This window comes from Anaerotignum lactatifermentans, assembly GCF_014982935.1.
Lineage (GTDB): Bacteria > Bacillota > Clostridia > Lachnospirales > Anaerotignaceae > Anaerotignum > Anaerotignum lactatifermentans.
In genome coordinates this window covers 1-3,176 of the sequence record NZ_JADCKK010000105.1, presented here as the reverse complement: position 1 = coordinate 3,176, position 3,176 = coordinate 1, and the positions used below count along the sequence as shown (strand labels likewise).

At 47.5% G+C, this 3,176-nt stretch carries 5 protein-coding genes; 4 read left to right on the top strand and 1 reads right to left on the bottom strand.

Features of this window, described 5'->3' with window-relative positions:
• Nucleotides 1-214 precede the first annotated feature (214 nt).
• The 4 genes from INF29_RS13895 (at nucleotide 215) to INF29_RS13880 (ending at nucleotide 3,009) form a co-directional block, all read left to right on the top strand.
• The gene (locus INF29_RS13895) at nucleotides 215-1,249 is read left to right on the top strand and encodes a D-alanine--D-alanine ligase family protein (protein ID WP_193487321.1); all 1,035 of its coding nucleotides are present in this window, start codon (nucleotides 215-217) and stop codon (nucleotides 1,247-1,249) included.
• Between the two features lie 19 nt (nucleotides 1,250-1,268).
• Complete coding sequence (gene murI / locus INF29_RS13890) at nucleotides 1,269-2,072, top strand: glutamate racemase (RefSeq protein ID WP_072851666.1); 804 nt, start codon at nucleotides 1,269-1,271, stop codon at nucleotides 2,070-2,072.
• 152 nt (nucleotides 2,073-2,224) lie between these two features.
• Nucleotides 2,225-2,701, top strand: coding sequence for a DUF2798 domain-containing protein (locus tag INF29_RS13885; protein WP_193487319.1), 477 nt, complete (start codon nucleotides 2,225-2,227; stop codon nucleotides 2,699-2,701).
• Nucleotides 2,702-2,760: 59 nt separating this feature from the next.
• Nucleotides 2,761-3,009 (top strand): PF20097 family protein, encoded by a 249-nt coding sequence (locus INF29_RS13880; RefSeq protein ID WP_072851668.1) that lies wholly within the window; start codon nucleotides 2,761-2,763, stop codon nucleotides 3,007-3,009.
• On the opposite strand, the gene INF29_RS14600 is transcribed toward INF29_RS13880, so the two are convergent.
• Nucleotides 2,989-3,176, bottom strand: a 188-nt coding sequence (locus tag INF29_RS14600; protein WP_207728184.1) for a hypothetical protein, incomplete at its 5' end; no start/stop codon positions are given. The two genes, INF29_RS13880 and INF29_RS14600, sit on opposite strands and share 21 nt — an antisense overlap.

Below are 3,176 nucleotides of genomic sequence, written 5' to 3'. Positions count from 1 at the left end.
GAAAATAAACCCAAGAAAACAACAGACCGGATTTTGAGCCGGTCTAATTGTCGTGGAATTTTTATTTAGTTGAAAATCATTAAAAAGCTTGCGAAAAGGTCTTGACTTTTGTTAGCAGGTTTTTATGAAGAAAAGGCACGGAAAAACTCCCCGCCGCATATACTGTATAGGGATTGCAGCCTCTTTGGGAGGCAGAAGAAAAGAGGAGGTCCCTATGAAGAAATTGACCGTAGTCGTGCTTTTTGGGGGACAGTCGCCAGAACACGCCATCTCCTGTCTGTGGGCAGCGGATATGATTGCCGCTTTGGATGAGGAGAAATACGACGTTTTGCCTGTGGGCATCACAAAGAACGGAAACTGGCGTATCTGTCATGGCTCCGTGGATACCATCCGGGAGGGGCGTTGGGAGAAATACAGCGTGGATGCCATCTTAAGCCCCGATGCCTCCAGAAAATCTCTGTTGAAGCTGGTAGGCGGCAAGTATAAGGAAATCCCTGTAGATGTGGCAATTCCTGCTCTCCATGGGGCAGGCGGCGCGGTGCAGGGGTTGCTGGAAATGGCAAAAATCCCTTATGTGGGCTGTGGTGTTCTGCCTTCTGCCCTTTCTATGAATCGGATTTGCATCAGGCGTATTGCCAAGGCGGAAAAAATCCCCATGGCGAAATTTCTCTGGTGTGATAGGGAAGCTCTGGCAGAAAAAAAGGAAAAAATCATGCGTCAGGCAGAGAAAAAACTGGGTTATCCCTGTTTCGTCAAACCTGCCAATGCCAGTGCCTCTATGGGGGCTTCCAAGGCGAAAAACAGAGAAGAACTGGAAAAAGCCTTGTGTTATGCCGCAAAATATGATAGAAAAGTAATTATGGAAGAAGCCATTGACGGTGGCAGATTCGCATGTGCCATGCTGAAAAAGGGCAAACTGCACATCAGCAGCATAGGAGAAATCGTTACTAGGGCAGAATCTTGCGATGATGCCAAGAAGGATGCGCATATCATCATTCCTGCGAAAGTGCCGGAAGAAGCCTTGGCGCAGATGCGAAAAATTTCCGAAAAAATGTATCATGCAGTTGACGGGAAAGGCATTGCTCGTGTAGACTTCTTTATGGAGAAAAGCGGTCGTGTGCTTTTCCACGAACTCCATACCATGCCTGATGCCATGTATCCCATGGCTTGGGAGGAAGAAGGCATGTCAAAAACAGAATGGATGGATATTCTCATTTCTCTCGCTTTGGAAGGGGACATCCACGGATAGGAAGAAGGACAAAACATTTATGGATACAAGACCAATCGGCGTATTTGATTCCGGGGTAGGCGGTTTGACTGTGGTCAAACAGGTCATGAAAGTCATGCCCCATGAAAATATTGTATACTTCGGGGATACGGCAAGGGTGCCTTACGGCAGCAAATCCAAAGAAGCCGTCACCAAATTTTCTTTGCAGAATGTGCGTTTTCTGGAAACAAAAGACGTAAAAGCCATCATCGTGGCATGCAACACTGCCAGCTCCAACAGTCTGGATGCCATGCGTGCGGCGACAGACACACCCATTTTTGGTGTGGTTGTGCCCGGCGTGGAAGCGGCAGTCCGTGCCACCAAAAACCATAAGGTGGGCATCATCGGCACAGCGGCAACAGTCCGTTCCGGTGCATACGAAACCATGATTCGTGCGGAAAATCCTGACATTCAGGTCTTTTCCAAGGCGTGCCCTCTTTTCGTGCCTCTGGCAGAAGAAGGCTGGACAGATAACGAGGTTTCCCGCCTGACAGCCCAGAGTTATTTGCAGGAATTGCTGACAAAGGGCATTGACTCTCTGGTACTGGGCTGTACCCATTATCCTCTGTTGAAACGGTGCATCGGTACCACTGTAGGGGATGCGGTGAAGCTGGTAGACCCGGCAAAAGCCACCGCAAGACAGGTGAAGGAATTTCTGGCAGAGCGTGATCAGCTCAACGAAAACGAGGAAGAAGGCGTGCGTCGGTTCTATCTCAGCGACACCACAAACACTTTCGGCTTCCTGTGTCAGAAAGCACTGAAACATCCCTATGAAGCGGAAATCATCGACATCGAAAAATATTAAAAAAAATCCTTACGTCCCTCTGTTTTTTGTGGTATGCTGAAAGCAGAGCAAAAGTAAATCATTGACGAAATCAAGCAGCGTGCAGGTAAAACATAAGTCCAGTTGTTTTCCCGCAGGCTGCTTTTTTTCATGGAAGAAAAGGATTGGATGTTATGCCGGAAACAAGATTGCAGGAAGTGGTCTTTGCCCTGCTCATGTCATTTTTTATGGTGCTGGGTATGGAGTTTTATAATGGTTCCATACAGATGGGGGAATGGACAAGGGCTGTTTTTCCCGTTATGTTTGGGGAGATGCGGTTCATGCTGCCCCTGTGTTTTGTCACCAGTTACTTTGTTATGGATAAAATTGCCCAGAAATTGATGTTTCGTCTGGTAACGCCGGGGCAGGATAAGCCCATTCTGGTGGTGCTGGTGCGCTCCGGCATCACCGTAAGTTTGATGTGCCCTGCCATGAGTTTTTGGGCTACCCTCATTTTCCATGGCATCAGCTTGGATTTTGCCAATCAGTGGCTCGGCACCGTCATCCGTAATTTTCCCATGGCGTTTTTCTGGCAGATTTTTTACTGCGGTCCTCTGGTGCGGTTCCTGTTCCGGCGGATTTTCTTTGGCAGAAGGGGAAAAGTGGCATAAAAAGCATTTGGCAAAATCCCCAAACCTCTGTTATGATGAGAAAAAGGAGGCGATGTGCCATGAAATGTCCTTATTGCGGAAAAGAAATGACATTGGGGTATATCCAGAATCGTGATGGGGTGTACTGGACGGAAAAGAAACTGCCTGTTCCGGCTTTGCCTTTGGGCGGCGGCGAAACATTGGCTGTAGGCAGGGAGCAGTCCTGCGGTTACACCAATCAACGGGTGGAAGCATGGAATTGCTGGACCTGCAAAAAGATTCTCATTGATTACGATGGCGAAAGCTCGTCAGAAACAGAACAGAAATGAAGAAAAAGAAGTGTGAATTGCCTGTGTTTGGCAGATTCCGCTTCTTTTTAGTACCATATAAGTGTAAGAGATAAAGCATATCATTTGTGCTTTACCCTCTGCACTTATTTTTTTATGATAAGGGAGTAATTGGTCTGGCGAGGCTCTTTTTGGATTAATCACATCCG